At 66.6% G+C, this 21,866-nt stretch carries 18 protein-coding genes; 13 read left to right on the top strand and 5 right to left on the bottom strand.

The window, feature by feature from the left end; all coding sequences use genetic code 11:
• Positions 1-226 precede the first annotated feature (226 nt).
• A complete protein-coding gene (locus MUK72_RS04740; RefSeq protein ID WP_244704397.1) occupies positions 227-1,543 on the top strand; it encodes a 5'-deoxyadenosine deaminase in 1,317 nt (438 codons plus the stop codon).
• Positions 1,540-3,219: an adenine deaminase gene (locus MUK72_RS04735; RefSeq protein ID WP_244704395.1), complete on the top strand. Its 1,680-nt coding sequence runs from the start codon at positions 1,540-1,542 to the stop codon at positions 3,217-3,219. Before MUK72_RS04740 ends, MUK72_RS04735 begins: the two co-directional genes overlap by 4 nt.
• 91 nt (positions 3,220-3,310) lie before the next feature.
• Here MUK72_RS04735 and MUK72_RS04730 read toward each other — a convergent pair whose 3' ends face one another.
• A complete protein-coding gene (locus MUK72_RS04730; protein ID WP_244704393.1) occupies positions 3,311-4,765 on the bottom strand; it encodes an NCS2 family permease in 1,455 nt (484 codons plus the stop codon).
• 274 nt (positions 4,766-5,039) lie between these two features.
• On the opposite strand from MUK72_RS04730, the gene MUK72_RS04725 reads away from it, so the two are divergent.
• From MUK72_RS04725 to MUK72_RS04715, 3 genes are all read left to right on the top strand, one after another.
• Entirely contained in the window at positions 5,040-5,588 is a 549-nt protein-coding gene (locus MUK72_RS04725) for a (2Fe-2S)-binding protein (protein ID WP_244704391.1), read from the top strand.
• Complete coding sequence (locus MUK72_RS04720) at positions 5,581-8,034, top strand: xanthine dehydrogenase family protein molybdopterin-binding subunit (RefSeq protein ID WP_244704389.1); 2,454 nt, start codon at positions 5,581-5,583, stop codon at positions 8,032-8,034. Before MUK72_RS04725 ends, MUK72_RS04720 begins: the two co-directional genes overlap by 8 nt.
• A gap of 142 nt (positions 8,035-8,176) precedes the next feature.
• Entirely contained in the window at positions 8,177-10,039 is a 1,863-nt protein-coding gene (locus tag MUK72_RS04715) for a cation:proton antiporter (RefSeq protein ID WP_244704386.1), read from the top strand.
• A 17-nt stretch (positions 10,040-10,056) separates the two neighbouring features.
• On the opposite strand, the gene MUK72_RS04710 is transcribed toward MUK72_RS04715, so the two are convergent.
• Positions 10,057-10,401: an SWIM zinc finger family protein gene (locus tag MUK72_RS04710; RefSeq protein WP_004051206.1), complete on the bottom strand. Its 345-nt coding sequence runs from the start codon at positions 10,399-10,401 to the stop codon at positions 10,057-10,059.
• Positions 10,402-10,513: 112 nt separating this feature from the next.
• Here MUK72_RS04710 and MUK72_RS04705 point away from each other — a divergent pair, with 112 nt between their 5' ends.
• From MUK72_RS04705 to MUK72_RS04675, 7 genes are all read left to right on the top strand, one after another.
• Positions 10,514-11,248 carry an ABC transporter ATP-binding protein gene (locus MUK72_RS04705; RefSeq protein WP_004051208.1) on the top strand — a complete coding sequence of 245 codons (735 nt, stop codon included), beginning with the start codon at positions 10,514-10,516 and terminating at the stop codon, positions 11,246-11,248.
• A complete protein-coding gene (locus MUK72_RS04700; protein ID WP_244704384.1) occupies positions 11,245-12,888 on the top strand; it encodes a hypothetical protein in 1,644 nt (547 codons plus the stop codon). The genes MUK72_RS04705 and MUK72_RS04700 overlap by 4 nt, the downstream gene beginning before the upstream one ends.
• Before the next feature lie 372 nt (positions 12,889-13,260).
• Positions 13,261-14,367 (top strand): tRNA (guanine(26)-N(2))-dimethyltransferase, encoded by a 1,107-nt coding sequence (locus tag MUK72_RS04695; protein ID WP_244704382.1) that lies wholly within the window; start codon positions 13,261-13,263, stop codon positions 14,365-14,367.
• Positions 14,368-14,424: 57 nt separating this feature from the next.
• Complete coding sequence (locus MUK72_RS04690; RefSeq protein ID WP_244704380.1) at positions 14,425-15,237, top strand: YihY/virulence factor BrkB family protein; 813 nt, start codon at positions 14,425-14,427, stop codon at positions 15,235-15,237.
• 50 nt (positions 15,238-15,287) lie between these two features.
• Positions 15,288-16,148 (top strand): YihY/virulence factor BrkB family protein, encoded by an 861-nt coding sequence (locus tag MUK72_RS04685; RefSeq protein WP_244704378.1) that lies wholly within the window; start codon positions 15,288-15,290, stop codon positions 16,146-16,148.
• Positions 16,145-16,609, top strand: a complete 465-nt coding sequence (locus MUK72_RS04680; protein WP_244704376.1) for a ribonuclease BN — start codon at positions 16,145-16,147, stop codon at positions 16,607-16,609. Before MUK72_RS04685 ends, MUK72_RS04680 begins: the two co-directional genes overlap by 4 nt.
• Positions 16,610-17,518 (top strand): phosphatase PAP2 family protein, encoded by a 909-nt coding sequence (locus tag MUK72_RS04675; protein WP_244704374.1) that lies wholly within the window; start codon positions 16,610-16,612, stop codon positions 17,516-17,518.
• On the opposite strand, the gene glnA is transcribed toward MUK72_RS04675, so the two are convergent.
• A complete protein-coding gene (gene glnA, locus MUK72_RS04670) occupies positions 17,500-18,870 on the bottom strand; it encodes a type I glutamate--ammonia ligase (protein ID WP_004051225.1) in 1,371 nt (456 codons plus the stop codon). The two genes, MUK72_RS04675 and glnA, sit on opposite strands and share 19 nt — an antisense overlap.
• Positions 18,871-18,995: 125 nt before the next feature.
• Between glnA and lrp the strand changes: the two genes are divergently transcribed.
• The gene (lrp, locus tag MUK72_RS04665; protein WP_004051227.1) at positions 18,996-19,451 is read left to right on the top strand and encodes an HTH-type transcriptional regulator Lrp; all 456 of its coding nucleotides are present in this window, start codon (positions 18,996-18,998) and stop codon (positions 19,449-19,451) included.
• On the opposite strand, the gene MUK72_RS04660 is transcribed toward lrp, so the two are convergent.
• Together MUK72_RS04660 and thsA are read right to left on the bottom strand one after the other, a co-directional pair.
• Positions 19,448-19,786 carry a DUF5658 family protein gene (locus MUK72_RS04660; protein ID WP_244704371.1) on the bottom strand — a complete coding sequence of 113 codons (339 nt, stop codon included), beginning with the start codon at positions 19,784-19,786 and terminating at the stop codon, positions 19,448-19,450. The genes lrp and MUK72_RS04660 overlap by 4 nt on opposite strands.
• Positions 19,787-20,123: 337 nt before the next feature.
• Positions 20,124-21,818, bottom strand: a complete 1,695-nt coding sequence (gene thsA / locus MUK72_RS04655) for a thermosome subunit alpha (protein ID WP_244704369.1) — start codon at positions 21,816-21,818, stop codon at positions 20,124-20,126.
• Positions 21,819-21,866: the final 48 nt, after the last annotated feature.

The raw sequence follows: 21,866 nt of genomic DNA, 5'->3' as shown, positions 1-21,866 counted from the left end.
GCGATGCCGTCCAGTCCGTCGTCAAAACCGTTGCGTGGCAACCGAACCAATGTCGGGAGTGCGGAACCGAACTCCCCGACGACACGGAATCGGAACGATAATCGCTGCTTTTGCAACAGTTGCCCCGTTTCGCGGCGTGAAACGGCGACGGATGATACGTCGTCGCTCGCCGTTGACCATCGCTTAGCAACCTTTTTGTTCGTCGACCGGGAATCGATATTTCGTCATGTTATTACGTGGCACCGTCGTTGCCGATGCACATACCGTCATCCGCGATGGGGCGGTCGTCGTCGAGGACGACCGGGTCGCCGCCGTCGGCGATGCGGCGTCGCTAGAGGAGAACCACCCCGATCACGAGATCACCGATCACGACGTGCTCGCGCCGGGGCTCGTCGGCGGTCACATCCACTCGGTACAGAGTCTCGGACGGGGGATCGCCGACGATACGGCACTGCTTGACTGGCTGTTCGACTACATCCTCCCGATGGAGGCGAACCTCGACGCCGACGGGATGGAGGCGGCCGCCAAACTCGGCTATCTCGAATGCATCGAGAGCGGTACGACCACCTGTATCGACCATCTCTCGGTGGCGCACGCCGATCGTGCCTTCGAGGCGGCCGGCGAGATCGGCATCCGCGGGCGGCTCGGGAAGGTGCTCATGGATCAGGAGTCGCCCGACGGGCTGCTGGAGGAGACCGACGCCGGCCTCGACGAGAGCGAGCAGCTCATCCAGGAGTATCACGGCGCGTTCGACGATCGCATCCGCTATGCGGTGACGCCACGGTTCGCGGTGAGCTGTTCGGAGGCCTGTCTCCGCGGCGCGCGGAAACTCGCCGACAAATACGACGGGGTGACGATCCACACGCACGCGAGCGAGAACCAGGACGAGATCGAGACCGTCGAGCGCGAGACCGGCTACCGCAACATCCACTGGCTCGACGAGGTCGGACTCACGGGAGAGGACGTCGTGCTCGCCCACTGCGTCCACACCGACGAGACCGAGCGCGAGGTGCTCGCCGAAACCGGCACGCACGTCACCTACTGTCCGTCGTCGAACATGAAACTCGCCTCGGGCATCGCGCCGGTGCCCGACTACCTCGATCGCGGGATCAACGTCGCGCTCGGCAACGACGGCCCGCCGTGTAACAACACGCTCGACCCGTTCACGGAGATGCGCCAGGCCAGTCTGCTCCAGAAGGTCGACGCGCTCGATCCGACGAGCACGCCCGCCGAGACGGTCTTCGAGATGGCGACGATCAACGGGGCCGACGCCGCCGGCTTCGAGCGGGTCGGCAAACTGAAGGAGGGCTGGAAGGCCGACATCATCGGCCTCACGACCGATCTCACGCGCGCGACGCCGCTGCACGACGTGCTCTCGCATCTCGTCTTCGCGGCCCACGGCGACGACGTCGAGTTCACGATGGTCGACGGCAACGTGCTCTACGAGGACGGCGAGTTCGCGCACGTCGACGCGGCGGCGATCCGCCGGGAGGCACGGAGCGTGGACCTCGACATCGACGCGCTCGCCGCCGAAGCACCGTGACGACGACGGTCGACACGCTGATCCGCGGTATACTGGTGAACGTCCATACCGGTGAGCTCGACGACGGCGCGGTCGCGATCGACGACGGCGAGATCGTCGCGCTCGCCGAACGCCCGGCCGACCGCGAGATCGAGGTCGGCTACGTCGCGCCGGGACTGATCGACGCTCACATGCACGTCGAGTCGTCGATGGTGACGCTCCCCCACTACGGCGCGGCAGTCGTCCCGCGTGGCGTGACGGGCATCGTCTGGGACCCCCACGAGATCGCGAACGTCTGCGGCGCGGCGGGCGTTCGGGCCGCCATCGACGACGCCGAACACACGCCGCTCAAGGCCCGCATCACCGTGCCGTCGAGCGTTCCCGCGTCGGACCTTCAGGACACCGGCGCGAGCCTCGACGCCGACGCGGTCGCCGACCTGCTCGACGCACCCCGAGTCGTCGCGCTCGGCGAGGTGATGAACGTCCCCGGCGTCGTTTCCGGCGATACAACTGTGCACACGAAGATCGACGCCGCCCGCGAGCGCGGGCTCCCGGTCGACGGCCACCTGCCGCGGGTTCAGGGCGACGATCTCCAGGAGGCAGCACGCCATCTCGACAGCGATCACGAGAGCATCACGCTCGCGGAGGCGCGCGCGAAGGCCGACGTCGGCCTGCAGGTCTATCTCCGCGAGGGATCGGCGAGCAAGAACCTCGTCGACCTGCTCGATCTCGTCGAGGCGGTCGACGATCGATGGCTCGGTCTCTGTACCGACGACCGCCACGTGACCGATCTCGTCGAGCACGGTGGGATCGACTTCGCCGTCGCCACGGCGATCGAGGAGGGTGTCGATCCCGTGACGGCAGTCCGGATGGCGACGATCAACGTCGCCGAGAGCTACGATCTCCCGTTCGGCCGTCTCAAACCGGGCTCACCGGCCGATCTCGTCCTGCTCGACGAGCTCGATCCGTGGACCCCCACGGACGTGATGATCGACGGCGTGCTCGATCCGACGAGCACGCCCGCCGATGTCCAGAACCCGCCGTCCTCGTCGGTCCCCACCGACACCGTCTCGTTCGAGCCGGTCGAGGCTGCGGAGCTCGCGATCGAAGCCCCGGACGGCGACGGAGCGGTCGCGGTGCGAGCGATCGACGCCGTCGGCGGGCTCCAGACCGCACGACTGGCGACCAGCGTACCACGGTCGGATGGCGTGCTCCAGGCCGCCATCGACGACGATGTCCTCCCGCTCGCCGTCGTCGAACGCCACGGCGGCGACGGCAGCATCGGTCGCGGCTTCGTCCACGGGCTCGGGCTCGATCGCGGCGCGGTCGCGAGCACCGTCGCCCACGACGCCCACAACGTCGTCGTCGCGGGCGCGTCCCACGAGGCGATGGTGACGGTTGCGAATCAGCTCCGCGAGATCGGCGGTGGCGTCGCCGTCCACGATCCGGCGTCCGACGAGACGACCGCGCTCTCGCTGCCGGTGGCAGGACTGATGTCAGACGACCCGCTCGACGTCGTCGCCGAGGAGTTCGGTGCGGTCGAGGAGGCAGCCCGGACGATCGGGCTCGATCACGACGGTGGGCTGATGGAGCTCTCTTTCCTCTCGCTCGAAGTGATCCCCGAGCTCCGACTCACCAACAACGGGCTCGTCGACGTCGCGACGATGGAGTACGTCGACACCGTTCGCGATCGGTAGCACTGTTCGGTCGTTTAAAACGTGGAGAGGGTTCGGGTTTCGAGGTTTTTTCGTCGCTTCATCACCTGAAACGGTATGCTCTCGAACGGAGTTACATCGCGCCCTGGAGCATCCCGCTGGTGCGGACGAAGAAGTAGACGACGAACGCGGCGGCGATCAGCCACTGGCCGAGGCTGATGTCGTCGAACTCGCCGACGGCGGTCTTCGTGATCGGGTAGGAGATGAGGCCGGCGGCGATCCCGTAGGCGATCGAGTAGGTGAGCGGCATGACGAGGATCGTCAGCCCGGCGGGGATCGCGTGGGCGATGTTGTCCCATTCGATGTCGACGACGTTTCTGAGCATCAGGAGCGCGACGACGACCAGCGCGATGTGCGAGGCGTACTGCGGGATCACGGCCGCGAACGGGACGATCACGAGCGCGACGAGGAACAGCGCGGCGATCACCAGCGCCGTCATCCCCGTCCGTCCGCCCTCCTCGACGCCGGTGGCGGATTCGACGAACGTCGTCACCGTCGAGGAGCCAATCATCCCGCCGGCCGTGGTGCCGACCGCGTCGGCCATCAGCGGCTTGTCGATGTCGGGGAAGTTGCCGTCCTCGTCGAGGAAGCCGCCGGCCTGTCCGACGCCGACGAGCGTCCCCGCGGTGTCGAAGAAGTCGACGAAGAAGAACGTGAACACGATGAGCGAGAACACGAACGCGTCGACGTTGGCGAACCCGCTCAGGAAGGCACCGATCAGCGGCGTGATGTCGTACTGGGCGCTCGGCAGCGTCGATGGGAACAGGACGCCGGGATCGACGAACCCGGCGACGGTCGCGAGGTAGCCGAGCACCGTCGTGAGGACGATGCCGACGACGATCGAGCCGCGGATCCCGCGCGCGTACAGCGCGAGCGTGACGAACAGTCCGAACACCGCGAGCAGCGCGACGGGATTCGACGCGACCGAACCGAGCGTCACGAGCGTCGCCGGGTCGGCGACGACGACCTCCATCGCCTGGAGCCCGATGATCGCGAGATAGAAGCCGATCCCGGTGCCGATGGCGTATTTCACCGGGGCGGGGAACAGCCTGATGACGTACGAGCGCGCGCCGACGGCCGTCAGCAGGATGAAGATCACACCCTCGGTGAACACCGCCGCCAGCGCGGTCTGCCACGGGACGCCGATCGTGCCGATGACCGTCAGCGCGAAGAAGGCGTTCAGCCCGAGCCCGGGCGCAAGCCCGAACGGGCGATTGGCGTACAACGCCATCACCAGCAGCGCGATCACCGACGCGACAATCGTCACGACCGTCAGCATCTGTTGAACCTCCACCGGGGTGTAGCCCTGCATCACGATCCCGGGCTTGCCCTCGCTCGGTACGCCGGTCAGTATCGCCGGGTTGACGACGATGATGTACGACATCGCGAGGAAGGTCGTGATCCCCGCGACGATCTCCGTTCGGAGATCGGTGCCGTGTTCATCGAAGCCGAAGTAGTTCGCGAGCGTGGTCGTTACCGACCCACCCTCGCTCTCTCCACTTGCAGACTGCTTGTTACCACCTGCCATAATATGCTCCCATACTACCTACCGGCTTAATTGTTGGGGTCGTTCGTGAGTAATGATGTAATATAATTGAATATTGCCGTATGTCGCCGCAGTCAGCCAGATATCCGACATCCATACCGTATATTTAATTATGAGGAACCAAAACGATATCGTCACGAACCTTTTGGATAATAAACGTTTAGGCACAACAGTTATGTGTATCGAAACCACACCACAGCCAGACGTCTCACGGCGGGAGCGCCCCGCTGAACGGCGATAAACAACCTAAACGACCATGACAGTAGAAATCGACCTCACGCTCAACGGTGAGGAACGGACCTTCGAGGCCGAGCGGTCGGATTCGCTGCTCGACGTCCTCAGGAAGAACGGCTACACCGGCGCGAAACGCGGCTGTGATACGGGCAACTGCGGCTTCTGCACCGTCACCGTCGACGGTGAATCGACGATGTCCTGTATCGAACCGGTCGCGACGATCGACGGGGCGACCGTCGAAACGATCGAGAGCCTCGGCACGCAGGACGATCTCCACCCGGTGCAGTCGGCGTTCGTCGACAACGCCGCACTCCAGTGTGGCTTCTGCATCCCCGGGATGATCATGCGCTCGCGGGACTTCCTCGCGGAGAACCCGGACCCCGACAGGGAGGAGATCCGCGCGGCGCTCTCGGACAACCTCTGTCGCTGTACCGGCTACGAGAAGATACTCGACGCCGTCGAGGACGCGGCCGAGCGGATGGACGGCGACACCGCGGTCGCCGCCGACGGTGGCCAGCCCGTCGACGATGTATCCTGTTCGGGCTGTGGCTGTGGGGTGAACGATGAGTAAACCCGACGACGCCGGCAGCAGCGAGCGCCAGCACACCGCCGCGGCCGAGAGCGAACATCCGATGGAGTGGGACGAAGCGCCGAACAACCGCAAGCCGGCGAGCGATCGCCAGACGATCTCCGAGCGCGAGGAGAAAGACGACGCGCGCAAGATCGTCACCGGCGAGTCGAAATACACCGCCGACTACGCCAAGCATTTCCCCGATCTCGCCGCGGGCTCGGTGCTGCGCTCGGACATCGCACACGGGCGCGTGACCGAGATCGACGCGAGCGCCGCCGAGGAGATGGAGGGTGTCTACGCCGTCGTCACGCCCGACTCGGAAGAGGTACCCGACAAACCGTACACCTCCTCCGGCCAGCCCTACCCCGAGCCGAGCCCCTGGGACCTGCACGTGCTCCGGCGGGAGGTCAACTACGTCGGCGATCCGATCGCCGCGGTCGCTGCCGTCGACGGCGACACCGCCGACCGGGCGACGCGCGCGATCGAGGTCAGCTACGAGGAAGAGGAGGGGGTCTTCGATACCGCTGCGGCGACCAACCCCGACGCGCCGCAGATCCACGATCCCGACAACATCGAGAACCATCAGCCCGGCGCGGACTACGAGCGCAACATCGAATCGCACATCGAGGGCGAGATCGGCGACGTGGCGGGTGCGTTCGAGGCAGCCGCCGACAGCGACGACCGGATCGTGACCGAAACCGAGTGGGAACTCCCCTACCAGTCACACTGCGTCCCCGAACCGCATACGACGATCGCCCACCGCGACGAGGACGCTCGCTATCACCTCATCACGAGCACGCAGGTGCCCTACCACACGCGCCGACAGCTCTCGCATCTGTTCGACGTGCCGATCAGGGACATCCGTGTGAGCAAACCCCGCATCGGTGCCGGCTTCGGTGCAAAGCAGTCGATGCTGATCGAGCCGATCACGGTCGCACTGATGGAGGCCGCCGGTCGGCCGGTGAAGCTCGAAACGACCCGCCGCGAGCAGTTCTACGCGCTCCGTTCGCGCCGACCCGCCCGCGTGCGCATGCGCAGCGTCGTCACCGACGAGGGTGACGTCGAGGCGCTCGACCTGTCGGCAGTGACGAACTCCGGGGCGTACGGGCCACACGGGATGACGGTCGGCAGCTCGGTCGGCTCGAAACCGCTGCCGCTGTACACGCACGCACCGAACATTCGTTTCGAGGCGACGGCGGTTCACACGAACCTCCCGGTCGCGGGCGCGATCCGCGGCTACGGCGCGCCACAGGGTCACTTCGCCCTCGAAGGCCACATGGACGAGGTCGCCCACGAGCTCGACATGGACCCTCTGGAGCTTCGCGCGCGCAACCGCATCGAGGAGGGCGACATCGACGACGCCTCCGGGGTGCTCTCGGGCGGTGAACACACCCGCCGGATCCGCTCGTGCGGGCTCGACGAATGTATCGATCGCGGGAAGGAGGCGATCGGCTGGGACGAGGTCGAACAGCCCGACGAGGAGCATCTCCACCGGGCCTGTGGCGTCGCGCTCACCGCACAGAAAAGCGGTGTCGCCGGCGACGAGCTCGGTGCCGCACACATCAAAATGAACGAGGACGGATCGTTCATCCTCCAGACCGGTGCCGTCGACATCGGCCCCGGCGCGGACACCGCGATGGCCCAGATCGCCGGCGAGGTGCTCGGGGCTCCGCCCGAGGACGTGCTCGTCCAGCCGTCGGACACGGACGTCTCACCGTTCGACTACGGTGCCTACGCCTCCTCGACGACGTACGTCACCGGTCAGGCGGTCAAGAAAGCCGCCGAGAAGGCGCGCACGCAGCTGCTTGAGTTCGCCGCGAAGCTGCTCGACGAGCCCCCGGAGACGCTCGAAGCGCGCGATGGCGCGGTCCACGCCGAGCGTACCGGCGAGTCGGTCACGCTCGAAGAGGTCGGCTACGGCTCGATCTACGGCGACGACGAGCGCGCGCAGGTGATGGGCGAGGCGAGCCACAGCACCGACGAATCGCCGCCGCCGTTCGGTGCACAGTTCGTCGACGTCACCGTCGACGATCGCACCGGCGAGTTCGAGATCCACGATCTCGTCTACGCCGTCGACTGTGGCGTCGCGATCAATCCGGACCTCGTCGAGGGCCAGATCGAGGGTGCGCTGCACATGAGCTACGAGCTCGCCGTCTCCTCGGGCTACTCGTTCGACGAGGACGGCACGCCCGAAACCCTCGGCTTCCGTGACTACGGGATGCCGACGGCCGACGACCAGCCACCGATCGAGTCGATCATCGTCGAGACCCACGAGCCGACGGGGCCGTTCGGCGCGAAATCCGTCGCCGAGATCCCGGTCAACGGCGTGCCGCCGGCGCTCAGCAACGCCATCCGCAACGCCGTCGACGTCCGTGTCAGCGACCTGCCGATCACCGCCGAGAAGATCGAGGCGAAACTCGACACGGCGGACGAGGCCGCCGACTGAAGCCACCGACGTCGCCGATCGGCTCTCGCTACCGTTTTTTCCCTCGCAGCAGTGAGGGTGGGGCAAACTCCCGATAGCCATCCGACGAACGACCGAATCGTTTTCCGTGTCTGCCGTTCCGACATAAGGACGGGACGATCACATGGCACGCGTCGAACTCCTCGTTGCGCTCGTCGCCCTGGTGTTCACGATCGGCATCTTCGCGCAGGTGCTGGCCGATCGCTACCGCATTCCGAGCATCATCTTCCTCATCGTCGCCGGGATCGTCCTCGGCCCCGAGGGGCTCGGCATCGTCACGCGCGAGGCGTTCGGCGTCGCGCTCCCGGTGATCGTCGATCTCTCGGTCGCGCTCATCGTCTTCGAGGGTGCGTTCCATCTCCGCTACGAGGACCTCAAGGCGACGCGTTCGACGCGGCTTCGTCTCATCACCGTCGGCGCGCTGATCTCGCTGGTCGGCACCGCGATCACGGTGCGGTTCGCGCTCGGCACGCCGTGGGATCTCGCCTTCCTGATCGGGTCGTTGCTCGTCGCGACCGGCCCGACCGTCATCGATCCGATCCTCGACGTGGTTGCGGTGCGGGACTCCGTGGCGAACGCGCTCTCGTTCGAGGGGGTCGTCAACGACGTGACCGCGGCGATCCTCGCGTACGTCTCGTTCGAGGTCGTGCTCGCCGAGCAGCCGACGCGGATCGCCTTTCTCGAAGAGTTCGCCGCGCGACTCGCCATCGGGATCGTCGTCGGCGCGCTCGTCGCGGTCGTTCTCCGATCACTGATCCGGGCGGTCGATCGCGCGGCGGGCAACGCCGCCCAGAACGCACGCCTGCTCGCGCTCGCTGGTGCGTTCGTCGCCTACGCCGGAGCGACCCTGCTCGCCGAGGAGGCCGGCATCGCCGCGGCCGCCACCGCCGGTCTCGCACTCGGCAATCTCGACGTTCCCTACAAGGAGACGATCAGCGAGTTCAAGGGCGACGTCACCACGCTTCTCCTGTCGTTCGTCTTCATCGCGCTAGCCGCGCTGCTGTCGTTCGACGACATCGCCGCGCTCGGCGTCGGCGGGCTGGTGGTCGTCGCCGCGGTGATGTTCGTCATCCGGCCACTCCTGGTGTTCGTCTCGACGCGAGGCCACCAGTTCAGTCGTGACGAGCGCCTGTTCATGAGTTTCGTCGGACCACGCGGGATCATCCCCGCATCGGTCGCGACGCTGTTCGCCGTCGAACTCACGGATGCCGGACTTCCGGAGCAGGCGACGACGCTCGTCGGGACGGTGTTTCTCGTGATCCTCGCGACGGTCGTTCTCGAAGGCGGATTGGCACCATATATTGCGTCGGCGCTCGACGTGGTGCCCATGCAGATCGTCATCGTCGGCGGCGGCACGGTCGGGCGTGGCCTCGCCGAGCGGTTCGACGCACACGGTGAAAACCCGGTCCTGATCGAGAGCGACGCCGACACCGCCCGTCGGGCGCGCGACGACGGCCATACGGTCCACGTCGGCGACGGGACCGTCGCCGAGACGCTCCGCGATGTCGGCGTCGCCGACGCGAAACTCCTCGTCGTCGCGACCGGTGACGACGACGCGAACCTGCTGGCTGCACAGCTCGCCCGCTCGACGTTCGACGTCAACCACATCATCGCACGGGTGAACAAGCCGGAGAACACCGATGCCTTCGAGGATCTCGGGGTGCGTGCGATCTCGCCAACGGAATCGGCGATCTGGGCGATCGACAACCTCGTCGAGCGTCCCGCACTCCTGAAGTGGACCGTCGAGTTGGGACAGTCGGGCGACGTCCGCGAGGTCGACGTCACCGCCGACGCAACCGTGGGCCGATCGATCGCCGCGGTCAGAAACGATCTCCCGAGCGAGTGTCTGCTCGCGCTCGTGAACCGCGACGGCACCAACCACTATCCGGGCGACGATTTCGATCTGGAGCGCGGCGACACCGTCACGCTGCTCGGTCGGACCGAGGCCGTCGACGACGCCCGCGCCCTGTTCGGGCGGGCCGGGTAGCGATCGACGGGTCGAACTCAGAGAAATTCGCGGACGTCGGAGTACCACATGTCGTGGTGATCGAGCGCGCCGACGCGGCGGGCGATGGCGGCGGCGAGGACGTGCCAGCAGCGCTGACTCTCGTCGTCGGCGTCGAGGTTGTAGGCCGAATCCTTGCAGGTACAGCCGCCGTCCTCGACGACGTACTCGTCGGAGTGGCCCACCACGACGGTGAAATCGAGATACTGCTTGACGCGCCGTTCGGCGACCGCCTCGATGGCTCTGACGCCGCGGTCGCCGTGCGTGTCGATGATGCGCTCGGTGATCGACGGATCGAGCTCGCCGGCGTCGTCGAGCGCGCGCTGCCACTCGGTTGCGGTCACAGCGGGCGTTCGCGCCGGCGGATGAAAACCCGTTCGATGGGCGGGGCGGGATGTTCGGACGGCGATCGCGTCGGATGAAAATATTTTTACGACGATTGACTGATTTGCCCGTATGCCGCCCGCCATCGAAACCGACGGCCTGACGAAGCGTTTCGACGAGACGACCGTCGTCTCAGGGGTCGATCTGACGGTGCCCGCCGGCTCCGTCTACGGCTTTCTGGGGCCGAACGGGGCGGGCAAGACGACGACCATGCGGATGCTAACGACGCTCGTCCGGCCGACGAGCGGGACGGCCCGCGTCGCCGGTCATTCGATCGAGAACCGCGAGGCAGTGGTCCCCGAGATCGGTTTCCTCCCCGAGGAGCCGCCGCTGTACGACGAGCTCACCGCGCGCGAGCAGCTGCGCTACATCACCGATCTCCGCGACGTGGACGGCGACGACCGCATCGAGACGCTGCTCGACCGGCTCGATCTCGCCGCCGACGCGAACGAACGGGTCGGGACGTACTCGAAGGGGATGAAACAGAAGACGGCGCTGATCCAGGCGCTCGTCCACGAGCCGAGCGTGGTCTTCCTCGACGAGCCGACCTCGGGGCTCGATCCGCGCGCCGCGCGCACGGTCTACGACCTCATCGGCGAGCTCACCGACCGCGGTGCCACCGTCTTCCTCTCGACACACATTTTACCTGTTGTCGAGCGACTCGCCGACACCGTCGGCGTGCTCAGCGATGGATCGCTCGTCGCGGAAGACTCCCCGGAGCGACTCACCCACCGCGCCGAGGAGGAGCGCACGTTGGAGGACGCCTTCCTCGACGTGACGAGCGAGCGGCCGGTGGAAGCCCAATGAACTGGCCAACGGTCGGGCGTAGCCTCGCCATCGCCCGCGTCGAGTACCGCCGAAGCCTGCGTGCGATGTCGGAGAACACGACGCAGCTGCTCGGATTTGGGGCCTTTCTCCTGCTGTTCGTCGGGCTGCCGACGGTCGGCGGGAGCTATCTCGCCTACACGGCCGGCGAGCGACTGATCGAGACGCTGCCGGTGCTCGATGGGGCGCGCAGCGCGCTCGCGCTGGCGTGGCTCGGGCCGGTATTCCTGATCGCCCAGCGCGCTGTCGGCAAGACCGCCCGGATCGAGCACGAGACGGGCATGTTGACGACCGTGCCGGCCCCCGACGTTCTCGGGGGATTGCTGCTCGCCGAGGCCGCACGCGTGCTCTCGATCGTGGCGGTGCCGGTGGTCGTGATGGCGGGCGCGCTCGCGCTCGGCATCGGCGCGCCGACGGCGTTCGTCAGCGTCGTCGTGGCCTTCCTCGCGGTGTTCGCGACGGCACTGCTCGTCGGCCACATCGTGGGCGTGCTGATCAAGATCGTCGTCGGCCAGTCCGAACTGCTCACGCGCTACAAGTCCGTCATCGCGGTCGTCGCCCTGCTCGCGTACTTCGTCGCGGTCTCCTCGGAGACGGTCGGGCGCGCGCTGTTCCAGCTGTCGGCGCTACTGCAGGATGCGCCGACGGCGTGGTTCGGCGACCTGCTCGTGGTCGGAATTCCCGGCGTCGCGCCGTCGCTACCACGGATGGCCGGCGCAATCGCGCTGGTCGCGATCGGCGTCCCTCTCCTGCTGGCGATCGACGTGCGCGCGGCCGAACGGCTCTGGTACGCCGACAGGGCACAGCCCGGAACGCGGACCTACGAGGAAAGCGATACCGACGCGACGGTGCTCTCGCGGATCGCCGCGGGCCCGACGCGCGCGGTCGTCGAGAAGGTCTGGCGGCGGACGAAGCGTGCGCCGATCCGGCTAATCTACGTCGCCTACCCGCTCTTCTTCCTGTTCGCGCCGCTCCAGCAGGCGTTCACCACGGGATCGGTGCCGGCGTCGCTACCGATCCTGCTGGCGCTCTATGGTGCGTGGGCGGTCGGCGCAGCGGCGCTCAACCCGTTCGGCGACGAGGGGGCGCTGCTGCCGGTGACGCTCACAACGGGGGTTCGTGGCAGGCAGTTCGTGCGCGGACACGTGATCGCGGTGGCGACGGTCGGCCTGCCGCTCGTCGTCGTGGTGACGGGGATCGCCGGCGTGCTGAGTCCGCTCGCGCCGGCGCGTTGGCTGGTGCTCGCTGCCGTGAGCGCGGTGCTCTGTCTCGTCGGCCCGCTCCTCGCGCTGGCGATCGGCACCCGGTTCCCACGCTTCGGAGCGGTCAGCGTCAGCCGGAGCCGGGAGGTGGTGATCCCGAGCAAGACCGCCTTCGCCTGCTACACGGTCGCAGTAGCCGTCGGCGCTCTCGGGGCCGCGGTCGCGCTGATCCCAGGCGGTGCAGCCGTCCTTTCCACCATCGTCGAGATCGTCGCGGGGTTCGCCGGGCTCTCGATCGCCATCGCCCCGCCGGTGCTCCGTGTCGTCGGCGCTGCCGCCGCCATCGGGCTCGTGGTCGTCGCCCCACCGCTCGCCTATCGGTACGTCGCACGGCGCTTCGAGAGCTACACGCTCGCGTGAGTCCGGAGTTAAATCGGGATTTTCTCGACCACACGAGTCGAGTTGGTTAGCGGTGGCGCGCGATGAATCCGGCCGAAGGCCGGAGAACGCGCGAGGGATGAGCGAACGAGCGTAGCGAGTGAGCGAATCGGCTGGGGAGGTATGTGGGCTGTGCGGGGCGGTGCGGTTTCTCATTGTCGTCAGGATCAGTGCTGTCAGGACAGCCGTTTCAGCCGCCTCACAGATCATCGCTGTCGAACCAAGCAGATAGTCCCAACCGTGATGTCTTTTCGGCCGATTCGGTCGGTCCGTATTCGACGATCTGATGAAAACGAGAGAATATCGTGCGATCGAGGACAGACCGTTTTTCGCGCTCGAAGACCGAGCGGCGATATGCACGTCACCGAAGGCGGTCTCGACCTCACGGTGCCCGAACAGCCAGAAGCGGGCATCGGCGAGGGCGTCTTTTTCAACCCCGAGCAGGAGCTCAACCGCGACCTCACGGTGGCGGTGCTGCGGGCGGTCGGGGAGGACTGCGACTCGTATCTCGATGCGCACGCCGCGACCGGTGCACGGGGTGTCCGCGCCGCCGGAGAGGGGTACGAGGTAACGCTCTGTGATCGCGATGGGGATGCGACCGAACTCTGTCGGACGAACCTCGATCGGAACGGGCTCGACGGGACAGTTATAAACCGGAACGTGAACGCGCTGCTCTCAGAGGAGGGGTTCGACATCGTCGATCTCGATCCGTTCGGCACGCCGATCCCGTTCGCCGACGCCGCCTTTCGGGGGGCACGCGATCTGGTCTGCGTCACCGCGACCGATACCGCGCCGCTGTGTGGGGCGCACAAGGAAAGCGGCGTTCGCTCGTACAGCGCCGTCCCGCAGAACACGGAGTATCACGCCGAGATGGGGCTCCGAATCCTTCTGGGTGCGCTCGTCCGCACCGCCGCGCGGTACGACGTCGCCGCCATCCCGGTGTTGAGCCACGCGACGAGCCACTACGTCCGGACGTATCTCTCGCTCTCGCGGCGGGCCAGCGACGCCAACGACGCACTCGACGGGATTGGCTACGTCCACCACTGCTTCTCGTGTCTCCACCGCGAGAGCCAGGAGGGACTCATCGCGCGCCCGCCCGATGCGTGTCCGGCCTGTGGCGGGCGGGTGCGGACCGCCGGTCCGCTCTGGCTCGGTCCCGTTCACGAAAACGAGTTCCTCGCACGCGTTCGCGAGCACGTCACCGACGAGATGGGCACCGCCGACCGCGCCCGTGACCTCCTCGAAACCCTCGACGGCGAACTCCATCTGCCGACCCATTACGATCAGCACCGCCTCTGCCGGCAGTGGAGTCGGTCGGCGAGCGCGATGGATGACTTCCTGACCCGACTCCGCGAGGCGGGCTACGAAGCCTCGCGGGCACACTACCACGGCACGGCGTTCAAGACCGATGCCACAGTTGAAGAGATCGAGACCGCGACCGCTACACCCGAAACAGTATAGCCCACTCCCACCCTGAGAGCGCGGACGGTACTTACGTCTCGGTCGTGAAAATGGGATGTGTCGAGGACCGACGATATCGTGGCGGTTCTCGCCGACGTCATCGCGCTCGCGCGCCGCGAGCGGATCGTCCTGACCGCTGCGAGCCTCGCGTACTTCACGTTCATCTCGCTGGTGCCGCTGTTGCTGCTGATGGTGATCGCGATCTCGACGCTTGCCGGCGACGCACTCGCGATACGGGCCATCATGCGGGCGACGCGCACGCTCGTTCCCGAGAACGCCGAACTGTTGCAGGGGATCGTCTTCGGCGCGGCCGATCAGGGCGCGACGATCCTCAGCGCCGCCGTGTTCCTCTGGGGCGCGCTGTTGACCTTCCGGGCGCTCAACACCGCCTTCAGCGGCATCTACGGCACCCAGGGCGAGCGCTCGCTGGTGGGAACCCTCGTCGACATCGTGCTCGTGTTCGTCGTCATCGTCGTCGCGGTGGTGGCGATGGTCGTCGGCGGCGTCGTGCTGTCGCTGTTCGTCGAAACCCGGCTGTGGAACACCCTCGGACCGATCGTCGTCTTCGCCGTGTTCACCGTCGTGTTCGTCCCACTCTACTACATCCTGCCCGACGTCGATAGCGGCGTAGTGGAGATCCTCCCGGGGACGATCTTCGCCGCCGCGGCATGGACCGTGCTCCAATCCCTGTTCGGTTACTACACCTCGATCTCGACGCTACCGCAGCTCTACGGTGCGGCGAGCGCCGTGCTGTTGATCCTCGTCTGGCTCTACGTCGGCGGGTTCGCACTGCTGATCGGTGCGGCGCTCAACGCCACCCTCACCGACCGCGCCGATCTCGACGGGGATTGGCTGCCGGTCGATCGGTGAGCCGGACGGCTTCCCGCCGATTTATGTACCCCTCGGTCGAATGCGCGGTCGTGAGTACCAGCGCGCGCGTGACCTCCTTCGGCCGGACGTTCGTCGGTGAAGTGCAGGACAAGGAGATCACGTTCCTCGCCGCAAGCCTCGCGTACTACGCGTTCGTCTCGCTGATCCCGCTCGTGTTGCTGTTGCTCGTCGCCGTGTCGTTCGCCGGCGGGGACGCGATGGCCGACAGCATCGCGCAGGCGGCGGGCGGCGCGCTCTCGCCGAGCGGACAGGGACTCGTGAGCGATGCCATCAGCAATCGGAGCGGGGCCGGCGGTGCGACGATCGTCTCCGTGCTCGCCCTGCTCTGGAGCGCGCTCAAGGTGTTTCGCGGGCTCGATACCGCCTTCTCGCGGGCTTACGGGCGCGATTCTCCAGATCTCGCGACGCAGCTGAAAAACGGGCTCGTCACGCTCGTCGCGGTCGTGCTCGGCATCGCCATCACCGTCGGCGTCGGGGCGGTCGTCTCGCTGTCGCCGGTCGATGTGACCGTCGCGGGCGTCTCGGCGGTCGGTCTCGCCGGCACGCTGGCGACGCTGCTCGGGCTCGCGCTCACGCTGTTGCCGCTCTACTACTTCCTCCCCGGCGGCGGCGTGACCGTGCGCGAGGCGCTCCCGGGCGCGCTCTTTACCGCCGTCGGTTGGACGGTTCTCCAGATCGGCTTCCGGTTTTACGCCGCCAACGCCGGTAGCTACGAGGCCTACGGGGTGATCGGCGCGGTGCTGTTGCTCGTCACGCTGCTGTATTTCGCCGGGATGATACTGCTGCTCGGCGTGGTGTTGAACGCGGTTCTCGCCGGGCGGACCGGTGGGGCGGACGAACCGAGCGACGAGGGGTTGGCGGCGCGGCTGAAAGCCGGAGGCAGACCATGAACGAGGACACTGAATCCGACCACGACGAAGCGACGGACGAAGAGTCGACGGTGAGCGAGGCGGTGCGCGAGAGCGACCACGATCGCGAGAGCGACGACCGGAACGCGACCCTCGACGACGTCGAGGCGTTGCGCGAGGACGTCGTCGCGTTCGCCGACGAGGTCGAAGGGCGCATCATCAAGCGCGACACGCTCGAAAGCGATCTGAAGCAGTACGTCCGCAAGCGCCAGCGCCGCGGCCACGCCCGCGGCTGGGGTCCCTATCTCGTGCTTCTCTACGGCACCGCCATGACGATCGGTGCGTTCGCCTATCTCAGCGGCGGCTGGGCGATCCTCGCGATGCTCGTCGTCTGGCTCTCGACGCTCGGCCTCTACGTCCTGATGGTGCTCGTCGGGCTCACCGGCGCGGCGCTCGGCGCGCCGGGACGGCTCACCGACCGAATCCGGGACTTTCGCTCGTAGATGCGCGGCCTCGGGGTCACCGAGGCGCTCGACACGCTCCCCGACGCGTTCAGGCTCGCATTCGCCGTTCTCACACAACTTGCCGACGTCTGGTTCGTCCTCGGATTGCTCACCCTCCTGTACTGGTTCGGTGAACGCTCACCACTTTCACTCCCGCGCGAACGCGGAGCGTTGCTGATCGCGGTCGCGTTCGGCGGGCTCTCACTCATCGTCGTGTCGAAACAGCTCTTCGCGCTGGCACGGCCACCGCTGGCCGGCGAGGCCACGGCGATAGAACACGTACCCGGGTCCCTCCACGCGATCTACACCAACGCGGCGACCGCGACGGGCTACGGCTTCCCGAGCGGCCACGCGCTCACCGCGACGGTCGTCTGGGGCGGGCTCGCCGCCGTCCTCGATGTCGGCACACGCGCCCGTCGTGCGTTCGTCGCCGGAACGATCGTCGCCGTCGTCTGTCTCGCGCGACTCGTGCTCGGCGTCCACTATCTCGTCGACGTACTCGCCGGCGTCGGGCTCGGACTGGCGTATCTCGGAGTCGTCCTGACGCTCGCCCGCAGGCGGGCACGACGAGCGTTCCGGATCGCGGCGATCGTCGCAGTAGTGGCGGTGCTCGGGACGGTGAGCGCCGACGGCGCGCTGGCGCTCGGGGCGACCGCCGGCGCACTCGCGGTCTGGGAGGCCGTCGGCGACCGGCTGGCGAGCAGCGGTCAGATGGGTTTCGGCGTCGGCGTTCTCGGAATGGCGGTGCTTGGCGGCGGGTTCGTTGCGGTCTACCTGCTCGATGTTGGCGTGATCATCACGGCGCTCGCCGGCACGGTCGTCGGTGCAGGCGTCGTCGCGATGCCGATTCTCGGCGAACGGATCGGTGGGCGTGAAAAGGACGGGTCGGCTCAGAACGTTTCGAGGTAGCGCTCCTTCTCCCACTCGCTGACCGACACGCGGTAGTCCATCACCTCGGAGCGCTTGGCTTCGAGGAACTTCTCGGTGACGTGCTCGCCGAGCGCATCGGTGACGACCGAATCGGCTTCGAGCGCGTCGAGCGACTGTGAGAGCGTCGTCGGCAGCGTCTCGATCCCGTGTTCGGCACGGCGTTCGGCGTTGAACTCGTAGATGTTCTCGCGCACCGGATCCGGGACCGCGAGATCACGCTCGATGCCTTCGAGACCGGCGTGGATCATCACCGCGAGCGCGAGATACGGGTTACAGGAGGGGTCCGGCGAGCGGAGTTCGACCCGCGAGGCTGCGGGCGTGCGCGCGGCGGGCTTGCGGATGAGCGAGGAGCGGTTGCGGTCCGACCACGCGATGTAAACCGGTGCCTCGTAGCCCGGCACGAGCCGTTTGTAGCTGTTGACCGTGGGGTTGCAGATCGCCGTGATCGCCGGCGCGTGCTCCAGGATTCCGGCGAGGAACTGTTTGGCCGTCCCGCTCAGATCGAACTCGTCGTCGGGATCGTGGAAGGCGTTCTCGCCGCCCGAGAAGAGCGAGAGATGCGTGTGCATGCCCGAGCCATTGACGCGTGCGATCGGTTTGGGCATGAAGGTCGCGTGCAGGTCGTGTTCGGCAGCGATGGCACGCACCACGGCCCGGAAGGTGGCGACGTTGTCGGCGGTCGTGAGCGCGTCGTCGTAGGTGAAGTTGATCTCGTGTTGGCCCTCGGCGACCTCGTGGTGGGAAGCTTCGATGTCGAAGCCCATCTCCTCCAGCCCGTAGATGATGTCGCGGCGCACGTCGCTCGCGAGGTCCTTCGGGGCGAGATCGAAGTAACCGCCCGCATCGTTCGTCACGGTGGTGGCGCTGCCGTCCTCGGCCTGTTCGAACAGGAAGAACTCGGGTTCCGGTGCGGCGTTGATGTCGTAACCCATCTCGGCGGCGCGGTCGATCGCGCCCTTGAGCACGCCGCGCGGGTCGCCGACGAACGGCTCGCCGGTCGAGGTGTTCATCACGTCGCAGATGAGCCGTGCGCTCGCGGTGCCGTCGTCGTGGTCGCGCCACGGGAGGACGGCGAACGTCGACGGGTCGGGCGTGAGCCGCATGTCCGATTCCTGGATCCTGACGTAACCCTCGATGCTCGAACCGTCAAAGTAGATCCCCTCCGTGAAGGCCTTCTCTGCCTGCGTGGCGGGGATCGAGACGTTCTTGACGGTGCCGAGGATGTCGGTGAACTGGAGTCTGAGGAAGTCGACGTTCTGTTCGTCGATCTCTTCGAGAACGCGCCTGGCGGCCGCGGAGAGACCGTCAGAGTTTGGTGTTCCGTTTGTCATCGTTTGTGCCTACTCAGTAGGATACTACCGGAGACAAAAGCCCTACTGTTCGTCGCAAATATTGATCGACGGAACAAAACTGGATGTTCGTAAAGTTTTACTCCCCGGACGCGAAACGCGGTGCAATGACCTACGAGAACCTCGACACGGAGCTGGTGAACGCGCTGCTCGACGACGGTCGGGCGAGCCTACGGAGTCTGGCCGACGAGCTCGACGTCTCGGTCACGACGGTGTCGAACCACCTCTCGAATCTCGAAAACGATGGCGTGATCCGGGGCTACGTACCGGTCGTCGACTACGCCGGGCTGGATTACGACGTGACCGCGATCCTCCAGCTCAAAGTCGAGGGGAGTTCGCTGCCCGACATCACCGAACGCCTGCGCGAGCACGACCAGATGCTCTCGGTCTACGAAGTGACCGGCGATCACGACGTCGTCGCCATCGGCAAGTTCCGGGACACCGACGAGATGAACGATCGCATCAAAACGCTGCTCACCGATCCCGACATCAACGAGTCGAACACGAACATCGTGCTCAACACCGTGAGCGAACACGAACAGTTCGAGCTCGATACGGACTAAACGATCGCGAACGCGACCAGCAGGTTCAATCCCGTCACGCCGATCCCACCACCGATGAGGACGGCGAACCAGACACGCCAGCCAGGGACGGTTCTGATGAACCGTTCGCCGGCGAGTGCGATCGCACCCGCCGCGACCGCGCCGCCGAGCTGCACGGCGAACGCGAGCGCCGGCATCGACAGCAGCGATCTGATGAACGGGTTCGCCTCCAGATGCGCGCCCGCGAACTCCGCGGCCAACAGCGTCGAGAGCCCGTCACAGACGCCCCAGACGACGACCACCGCGATCACCAGCTCGGCGTACGCCGGCCGCTCGAAACGAAAACGGTGGCTCATGGCTGTTCCAATGCACTACAACAGTAAATCGTCGCTGGCTAGTTACTGAAAAATCGACCTCGGCGTCGGTCGCCGAGCGGTTGCGGTGCGGCCGCGATGCGGTCGCGGTGCAGTACGGTTGCAGCCGCGGTGCGGTCGCAGTTAGACACGACCGTAGACCGGTAAACACCGCATCCCTGGCGGATGAAGGGCGAGGCGCGCTCCGCGCGCCGAGGGCTTCTGCGGTGCAGGTGCGGTCGCGGCCGCAGTGCGGTTCGTTGCGGTTGCGGTGCGGTCTTTTTCCCCAAGTTTTTGCGAACGAGCGGCCGGTAGGCCGCGAGTGATGCAAAAAGTGGGTTTACATCATGCCGCCCATGCCACCCATGCCGCCCATGCCACCCATGCCGCCCATGCCACCCATACCGCCGGGTGCGCCGCCGGGGCCGCCAGCGGGCGGGCCGCCGTCGTCGCCGTCGTCGGTCTGGCCGCCCTTGAGGTCGCCGGCCGCGATGACGTCGTCGATGCGGAGGATCATCACGGCGGCCTCGGTGGCCGACTCGATCGCCTGCGTTTTGACGCGGAGCGGCTCGACGACGCCGTCGGCTTCCATGTCGACGACTTCGCCGGTGTAGGCGTCGAGACCCATCGTGTCGCTCCCGCCGTCGTGCTGGCTGCGGAGCTCGACGAGCGAGTCGATCGGGTCGAGACCGGCGTTCTCGGCGAGCGTGCGCGGGATGACGTCGATCGCGTCGGCGAACGATTCGACGGCGAGCTGCTCGCGGCCGCCGACGGAGTCGGCGTAGTCACGCAGGCCGAGCGAGAGCTCGGTCTCGGGTGCGCCGCCGCCGGGCAGCACCTTGCCGTCTTCGAGCGTGACGCGCACGACGCCGAGCGAGTCCTCGATGGCGCGCTCGATCTCGTCGACGACGTGCTCGGTGCCGCCGCGGAGGATGAGCGTCACGGCCTTTGCGTCCTCGACGTCCTCGACGAAGATGCGCTGATCGCCCGCGATGTCGCGCTCGGCGACCGATCCGGCGTAGCCGAGATCGGACTCCTCGATGTCGTCGAGGTTCGAGACGACGTGTGCGCCGGTCGAACGGGCGAGACGGTTGATGTCGCTCGATTTCGCGCGGCGGACGGCGAGGATGCCTTCCTGAGCGAGGAAGTGCTGGGCCATGTCGTCGATACCGTCCTGACAGAAGACCACGTCAGCGCCGACGGAGACGAGCTGGTCGACCATCTCTTCGAGCTGCTCCTCTTCCTGGTCCATGAACTCCTGGAGCTGGTCGGGGTCGGTGACGTTGACCTCGGCGTCGATCTCGGTCTCCTTGACTTCGAGGGCGGAGTCGAGCAGCGCGACGTTCGCGTCCTCCTTGAAGTAGGGCATGTTGTCGTGGACGCGCTCCTTGTCCACGATGACGCCCTCGACGAGTTCGGACTCGTCGACGCTGCCGCCGACGGCCTTCTCGACCTGGATGTTGTCGGTGTCGATCCCCTCGTCGTCGCTGATGGCGGTCACGGCGCTGACGACGAGTTCGGCGAGCAGGTCGCGGGAGTTCTCGGCACCCTTGCCCGTCATCGCCGTCGCGGCGATCTGTTCGAGCGTCTCCGTATCGCTCTCGTCGACGTCGATGGCGGTCTCTTCGAGGATGTTCTTGGCTTCCTCGGCGGCCTCGCGGTAGCCCTGTGCGAGCGTGGTCGCGTGGATGTCCTGATCGAGGAGGTCCTCGGCCTTTTCGAGGAGTTCGCCGGCCTCGACGACGGCGGTCGTGGTACCGTCGCCGACCTCGTCCTCCTGTGTCTCGGCGACCTCGACGATCATGTTCGCCGCCGGGTGCTCGATGTCCATCTCCTTCAGAATAGTGACGCCGTCGTTCGTGACGACGACGTCGCCCGCGTCGGAGACGAGCATCTTGTCCATCCCTTTCGGGCCGAGCGTCGTCCGAACCGCTTCGGCGACCGCCTGACCCGCCGTGATGTTCATCGACTGTGCGTCCTTGCCGGACGTTCGCTGTGAATCGTCCGAAAGTACGATGAGGGGCTGGTTACCCATCTGCTGAGCCATAGTCACCTACCGATTGATTGGAGTTCTACATAAAAG

It is taken from the genome of Halococcus dombrowskii, from assembly GCF_022870485.1.
Classification (GTDB): domain Archaea; phylum Halobacteriota; class Halobacteria; order Halobacteriales; family Halococcaceae; genus Halococcus; species Halococcus morrhuae.
Note: the sequence above shows the minus strand (reverse complement) of the source record. Positions and strands in the feature narration are given on the sequence as shown.